This window comes from Clostridium sp. HV4-5-A1G (assembly GCF_900184915.1).
Classification (GTDB): Bacteria; Bacillota; Clostridia; order Clostridiales; family Clostridiaceae; genus Clostridium_B; species Clostridium_B aromativorans.
Map to the genome: position 1 here is coordinate 1 of NZ_FXYI02000177.1, position 6,966 is coordinate 6,966.

Sequence of the window (6,966 nt, forward strand, 5' to 3'; positions counted from 1 at the left end):
ATTATTAATTATATGGATATATATTTATATCCAGTAATAAGCAATACTTTAATTATGAAATGCAACTATGAAATTGATAAGAATGGTTACACGGAATATAAATTGTATAGTTGAGGAGGAATTTAATGATACAGTTGAAAAACATTAATGTAACATTTAAACAAAAGAATAAGAAATTTCATGCTGTTTCTGATGTTTCACTTAATATTAAGGATGGCGAAATATTTGGAATAATGGGTGCTAGTGGTGCAGGAAAAAGCACATTAATTCGTACAATTAATCTTTTACAAAAACCTACAAGTGGGGAAATAATAATAAATGATAAGAATATAACTATTTATAGAGGTGAAAGTCTAAGAAGATTAAGGCATAACATAGGGATGATTTTCCAAAATTTCAATTTGGCAGAAAGTAAAACAGTATTTGATAATATAGCTTTTCCACTTAAAATAGCAGGAAAATCTAAAGTTGAAATTAATAAGCGAGTTAGGGAACTTTTAGATCTTGTTGGATTGGCTTCTAAGTCAAAAGAGTATCCCTCAAAATTGAGCGGTGGTCAAAAGCAGAGAGTTGGTATTGCCAGAGCATTAGGAAATAATGCGAAAATGCTTCTTTGCGATGAGCCTACATCAGCTCTTGATATTGAGACAACAGCATCTATTTTAAACATTCTCAGAGAGATAAATGAAAAATTTAAAATTACTATTATAATAATAACCCATCAGTTAGAGGTTGTAAAAGCAATATGCAACAGAGTAGCGGTTATGAATCAGGGCCGTATAGTTGAAGAGGGATTAGTGTATAATGTGTTTACAAATCCTAAAAATGAATATACAAAAAAGCTGTTAAAGCATTCATCAAAATTCGAATTACCAGAATTACTTCTTAAAAGTATTAAAGGTCCAATTATTAAAATTAAATATATGGGAGAAACGGCAACAGAGCCTATATTATCTAATCTTTCAATTAAGTTTAATGTGACTTTTAATATATTACACGGCAAAATAGAGTATATTGGAGATTTACCCTTTGGAATATTATATTTAAACATAAAAGCAGATAAAGATATTTTTACAAAAGTGATTCAATATCTTAAGGACAATACTTATAGTGTAGAGGTGATTAATCATGCAACTACCTAGTGGTTTTAATGATGAATTGAGACAATCATTAAATGAAACTTTTTATATGATATCTGTATCATTGCTATTTGCAATTGTGTTAGGAACATTGATAGGGCTTTTGTTGTTTATAACTTCTAATAATTTATTCCCCAAAAATAAAATTATAAATAAAGTTGTAGGAACTATTGTAAATATAATAAGGTCAATACCTTTTATAATACTATTGGTACTTATCATACCTATAAGTGAAGCAATTGTTCATACAACCATAGGCCCTAAAGCTGTTATGGTACCACTTGCAGTAGCATTTACAGTATTTTTTGCACGACTTGCACAAACGTCTTTTAGTAGTGTTGATAATGGTGTTTTAGAAGCAGCAGTATCTTCTGGTGCAAAGTCCATAGATGTTATTATCCATATACTTATACCAGAAGCATTGCCTCAACTTATAAAATCAACAACTGTAACAATTATTTCACTTATTGGGTGTTCCGCTATGGCAGGTACCGTTGGTGGTGGTGGAATAGGTGATCTGGCTATACGTTATGGATATCAACGATATAATACAGCTGTAATGATAATTTGTGTTGTAATTTTGGTTATTATGGTACAAGCTTTACAAATGCTAGGAGACTTTTTGGCAGAAAAACTAAATAGGAAATAGTTAATAAAGGGGTGCATTTAGATGAAAATAACAAGTGTAGATATACTACAATTAAAAAGCGAAGATAATAGTTGGAGACCAATCAAGGAAACTGGTTGGAGACCAATAATTGTAAGAATAAATACTGATGAAGGCATTTACGGATATGGTGAAGTAGCTCTTGCTTATGGTAATGCTGCAGATGGTGGATTTGCACAGACAAAGGAATTTGCCAAATTAATCATTGGTGAAGACCCAATGAAAATTGAGGCTATTTGGGATAAATTATATAAAGATACTTTCTGGGGACAGGGAGGCGGCGGAATTGTATTCGCTGCTATAAGTGGAATAGATATAGCACTTTGGGATATTAAAGGAAAAGCGCTAGGTGTTCCAATTTATCAACTTCTTGGAGGAAAGATAAGAAATAATTTAAGGGCTTATGCTAGTCAAATCCAATTTGGATGGGATAAGGAAAGTTATTTATTTATAAAGCCAGAGGAATATGCTGAATCTGCAAAAAAGGCAGTGTCCGAAGGATATACTGCAATAAAGGTTGATCCATTTCAAGTATCACAGGATGGCTCTTTTAGCTATAGAAATTTTGGATTGATTACCTATGATAAATTGAAATTATATAGAGATAGACTTGTTGCAATAAGAGAGTCAGTTGGTCCTGGAATAGATATTATATTGGAGAATCATGCAGGTACGGATGTTAATTCTGCAATACAGTTTGCAAGAACAATAGAAGATTTAAATATATACTTTGATGAAGAGGTATGTTCTCCTCTTAATCCTTCATTAACTAAGAAAGTAAAGAATAAGGTGAACATTCCATTAGCAGGAGGAGAAAGAATATACAGTAGGTGGGGATACAGGCCGTTTTTTGAAAATGGTTCTCTGGATGTCATACAACCAGATTTAGGAAATTGTGGTGGAATTACAGAAGGTAAGAAAATATGTGATATGGCATATACTTATGATGTACTTGTACAATGTCATGTATGTGGGAGTCCAATAGCAACAGCAGCAGCCCTACAGCTAGAAGCAGTAATACCTAATTTTGTTATTCATGAACATAATACTGTATCTTTAAAAGATTATAATATAGATTTCTGTAAATATGATTACCAACCTGTAAATGGCTATTATGAAATACCAAATAAACCTGGATTAGGACAGGAACTTACAGAAAAAGCTATTGAGAATGCTTTTAAAATTACAATAAAATAGCTTTGGTTCAACTAATAGAATCTAATAATTATTAAAAAAAGTTATTACTTATTATGTAGCATAAATAATAGTAATTTACCAAAAATTAATTTGTGTTAATCCTCTGCCTTCACAGGCAGAGGAATTAGTTGGATTAGTTTATAAAATTTATAATCAGGTTATACAATAATGAAGAAAGGGATATTTATAATGAGCGAAAAAAAATATTGGGATAATAAAATAGAAACATTACCACAATCAGAGATTAAAAAACTTCAGGAAAAGAGATTAAAAGAAATATTGAATTTTGCTTATACAAATTCAGCGTATTATAAGAAATCTTTTAATACAGCAGATGTAAAGCCTTCAGATTTTAAAATACTTTCAGATATAAACAGATTTCCTTTTATAAACAAGCAAATAGAACGTAAACGCCAACTTAAGAAACCTATTTTAGGTGATATAGACGCTGTTAGTGAAAAAGATGTTGTATATGTGTCTGCGTCAAGTGGTTCAACGGGAATTCCCACATTAAGTCCTTTTACAAAACAGGATTTTGATGAATTTCAAAATATTGAAAGTAGGCTTTTTTATGCGGCAGGGGTAAGGAAAAGTGACAGATATGTGCATGCTCTTAACTTTTCACTTCATATTGGGGGTCCTGATGTGATAGGTGCTCAAAATCTAGGTGCATTATGTATATGGGCAGGTACAATACCATCAGAAAAACTTCTATTTATTTTAAAAGAATTTCAGCCAACTGTAATTTGGACTACTCCTGCTTATGCATGGTATTTAGGTGAAGCTGCAAAAAAACATGGAATTGACCCAGCTAAAGATCTTGCAGTAAATAAAATTATAGTTGGTGGAGAGCCTGGTGGCTCTATTAGAGAAACAAGGGAAGCAGTAGAAAAACTTTGGAATGCAAAATTTTATGATTTCTACGGGTTATCGGATTTATTTGGTGCTTTTGCAGGCATGTGTGAAGTTAGAAATGGACTTCATGTAGCAGAAGATTATGTACTAGTTGAAATTTTAGATCCTAAAACCAACAAGCCAGTGCCAGATGGAGGACAGGGAGAGATAGTACTTACTACTTTAAGAAAAAGGGCACGCCCTATGATTAGGTTTAGGACGGGAGATATTGGCACTATTAATCATACTCCTTGTATCTGCGGAAGAACTCATGCTAGAATAAATATAACTGGAAGAATAGATGATATGTTTATAGTTTCTGGAGTTAATGTATTTCCAAGTGATATAGAAGCTGTTGTGCGTGGAATTCCTGAAGTTACAGGAGAATATGTAATTCATGTGTTAAAAGAAAATTTTGCTACAAAATATAAAGTTGAAATAGAAAAAGTTGCAAATTCTGATAAAACTGATGAACAAGTAAAAACTAAGGTTTCAGATGCACTTAAAATAAGATTGGGAGTTAGACCAAAAGAGGTAATTGTATTAAGGGACGGGACAATACCACGGACTACACATAAAGCTAAAAGATTTATAGATGAGAGAAAATAGAAAAAATTGTATTCAAAAAAATAGTTGAATATTGTAAAAAACATGGACTTAAGTGTAATTGGATAGAATAAAAATTTATGTAAAATTAACTTGAAAGGAAGAAATAGGATGGACTATATTAATCTAGAAGTGAATAATTATATTGCAATAGTTACATATTGTCGTCCACCAATAAATGCTACAAATAGGGATGCATATATTGAAATTAGAGATACTTTTTATGATTTAGAGCGAAGAAATGATATAAAAGTTGTAATTTTAACTGGAGCAGGTAAAGTGTTTATGGCAGGAAATGACTTGGATGAATTTACAGAATTTATGGAAAGAGGAAAGGCCACAACATATTATGATATAATAAGAAATGCATATTTAGCAGTGAAAAATTGTAAATATCCTGTGATTGCTGCTGTTAATGGCTCAGCAGTAGGTGCAGGATTGGCATTTACAGGGTGTTGCGATATTGTTATTGCAACTGAAAATGCAAAATTTGCTCTTTCAGAAATAAAAGTTGGTATAATTGGTGCAGATGGATATGCTTCACTTATGGTTCCTGAAAAGGTACTTCGATATATGGCATTTTCAGGAACTGCAGTTACAGCACTACAAATTGCACAATATGGGGGTATTCATAGGGTTGTTTCAAAGGAAAATTTGATGAATGATGCAATAAAATTAGCAGAAGAAATTGCAGCTAATGCTAGAACAGCTCTTATACTCTGGAAAAAGTGCTTAAATATAAATTATGATCACAATTTACCTAAAAAGTTTGAAAATAATTTAAGAGCAACAGTAGATTATCAGGTGTATGATGATTTTAAAGAAGCATCACGTGCGTTTATTGAAAAAAGAATGCCTAAGTATAATAATAAATAATAATTGTTAAAGTAAATATTAGAAAAGAAGACTCAGAATTAAAGAAAATATACTGGAAGCAATATTTATTGGTAAGGAAATAAAGACCTTAGAGTTATGCTCAAGGCTAAAAATGAATATTTTGGAGATGATGCAATTTGAGCTTATATAATTTTAAATATGGGAATAGAAATATCGAAATAAATTTAGAAGGAAAAATAACTAGCATTCTTCCCAATAAAACAGAACATATTGAGAATATAAAAGCTAAAATCATTGAGTCAATTGAAAATCCCATAGGCTCGAAACCTCTCAGCGAGATAGTTAAACCTGGAGAAAAAGTTTTACTTGTAGTTTCGGACATTACAAGATTATGGATAAAGATTAATAAATTTTTGATTTATGTGGTAAATTATCTGAATTCACTAGGAATTAAAGATGAAGACATTTCAACCATTATAGCAGTTGGAACACACAGAGCTGACACAGAGGGTGAAAAAATATCTATTGTAGGAAAAGAACTATATAAGAGAATAAAAATATATAATCATGACAGCAAAAATGCTGATGAATTGGATTATATTGGAATATCCAGTTTTGGAACTCCCGAATATATAAATAAAAAAGTGGTGGATGCAGACCGAGTTATTCTTATAGGAGGCATTACATTTCACTTATTTGCAGGCTTCGGTGGAGGAGCTAAAAGCATAGTGCCCGGAGTTGCAGGCATTAAAACAATTCAACATAATCATAAATTGGTTTTTAATAATGGAGAAAATTCTGGATTAAATCTAGATGCGAGAGCAAATAAAATCAAGGGGAATCCCATGCGTGAAGATATTACGGAAATATGCAGGACAGTTTCTGTAGATTTCTTGATAAATGCAGTACTTGACACTAATGGAAACTTTGTGGAGTTTGTAGCTGGGGATTTTGAAAAAGCATGGATGAGGGGATGTAATACAATAAGAAAGCTATATGCAATAAAAGTCAAAGAAAAAGCAGATATTACCATTGCTTCGGCAGGAGGATATCCAAAGGACATAAATTTATACCAGTCCGTCAAAACTATTGGGAATAGTTTGTATGCAGGTGTGGAAGACAGTGTATTGATTGTAATTGCAGAGTGCAGAGAAGGCGTAGGCACAGATGAGTTTACAAAGTTGTTTAAATATAAAACTCTAAATGATATGGAAACCGCACTAAAAAAGGATTTTACAGTTCCAGGGTATGCAGCTTATAAAACTTTGTATTCATCAAAACATAGAAAAATATTCCTTGTATCTTCCCTTGAAGATGAAATAGTTCGTAAATTTGGATTTATTCCAGTTAAATCATTGAAAAATGCAGTTGAGCTTGCATATAAATTAAGTGTAGATAATCCAAGGATTGCTCTTATACCTTATGGGGGAGATACTCTTCCCGTATAGTTATAATTTTTTTATACTGATTTAAAATCTAAAAAATTACAGAAATAAATAAAAGACCTGATATGACCCCCATAAGTTAGACCTAAAAATCTAACTTATGGGAGGTCAGTTCATATTTTGTTGAGGGTCTTTTTTGTATTTATTTTTTAGTTTATTTAATAAATATTATGTATATAAG

At 31.5% G+C, this 6,966-nt stretch carries 6 protein-coding genes; all 6 read left to right on the plus strand.

What is annotated here, in order from left to right; genetic code table 11:
- The first annotated feature begins 125 nt into the window (after positions 1-125).
- The 6 genes from J5G60_RS15125 (at position 126) to larA (ending at position 6,788) form a co-directional block, all read left to right on the plus strand.
- Positions 126-1,142: a methionine ABC transporter ATP-binding protein gene (locus tag J5G60_RS15125; RefSeq protein WP_150358763.1), complete on the plus strand. Its 1,017-nt coding sequence runs from the start codon at positions 126-128 to the stop codon at positions 1,140-1,142.
- Entirely contained in the window at positions 1,129-1,788 is a 660-nt protein-coding gene (locus tag J5G60_RS15130; RefSeq protein ID WP_150358762.1) for a methionine ABC transporter permease, read from the plus strand. Before J5G60_RS15125 ends, J5G60_RS15130 begins: the two co-directional genes overlap by 14 nt.
- Positions 1,789-1,809: 21 nt before the next feature.
- On the plus strand, positions 1,810-3,003 hold the full coding sequence (locus J5G60_RS15135) for a mandelate racemase/muconate lactonizing enzyme family protein (protein ID WP_150358761.1): 1,194 nt from the start codon (positions 1,810-1,812) through the stop codon (positions 3,001-3,003).
- A 189-nt stretch (positions 3,004-3,192) separates the two neighbouring features.
- Entirely contained in the window at positions 3,193-4,506 is a 1,314-nt protein-coding gene (locus J5G60_RS15140; RefSeq protein WP_150358760.1) for a phenylacetate--CoA ligase family protein, read from the plus strand.
- Positions 4,507-4,614: 108 nt separating this feature from the next.
- Positions 4,615-5,379, plus strand: a complete 765-nt coding sequence (locus J5G60_RS15145; RefSeq protein ID WP_150358759.1) for an enoyl-CoA hydratase/isomerase family protein — start codon at positions 4,615-4,617, stop codon at positions 5,377-5,379.
- 137 nt (positions 5,380-5,516) lie between these two features.
- Positions 5,517-6,788 (plus strand): nickel-dependent lactate racemase, encoded by a 1,272-nt coding sequence (gene larA / locus J5G60_RS15150; protein ID WP_150358758.1) that lies wholly within the window; start codon positions 5,517-5,519, stop codon positions 6,786-6,788.
- Positions 6,789-6,966: the final 178 nt, after the last annotated feature.

Bases quoted from the DNA above. Each gene is read 5' to 3' on its own strand.
- J5G60_RS15140 (WP_150358760.1), top strand. From the start codon at position 3,193: ATGAGCGAAAAAAAATATTGGGATAATAAAATAGAAACATTACCACAA.
- J5G60_RS15135 (WP_150358761.1), top strand. From the start codon at position 1,810: ATGAAAATAACAAGTGTAGATATACTACAATTAAAAAGCGAAGATAAT.
- J5G60_RS15125 (WP_150358763.1), top strand. From the start codon at position 126: ATGATACAGTTGAAAAACATTAATGTAACATTTAAACAAAAGAATAAG.
- J5G60_RS15130 (WP_150358762.1), top strand. From the start codon at position 1,129: ATGCAACTACCTAGTGGTTTTAATGATGAATTGAGACAATCATTAAAT.
- J5G60_RS15145 (WP_150358759.1), top strand. From the start codon at position 4,615: ATGGACTATATTAATCTAGAAGTGAATAATTATATTGCAATAGTTACA.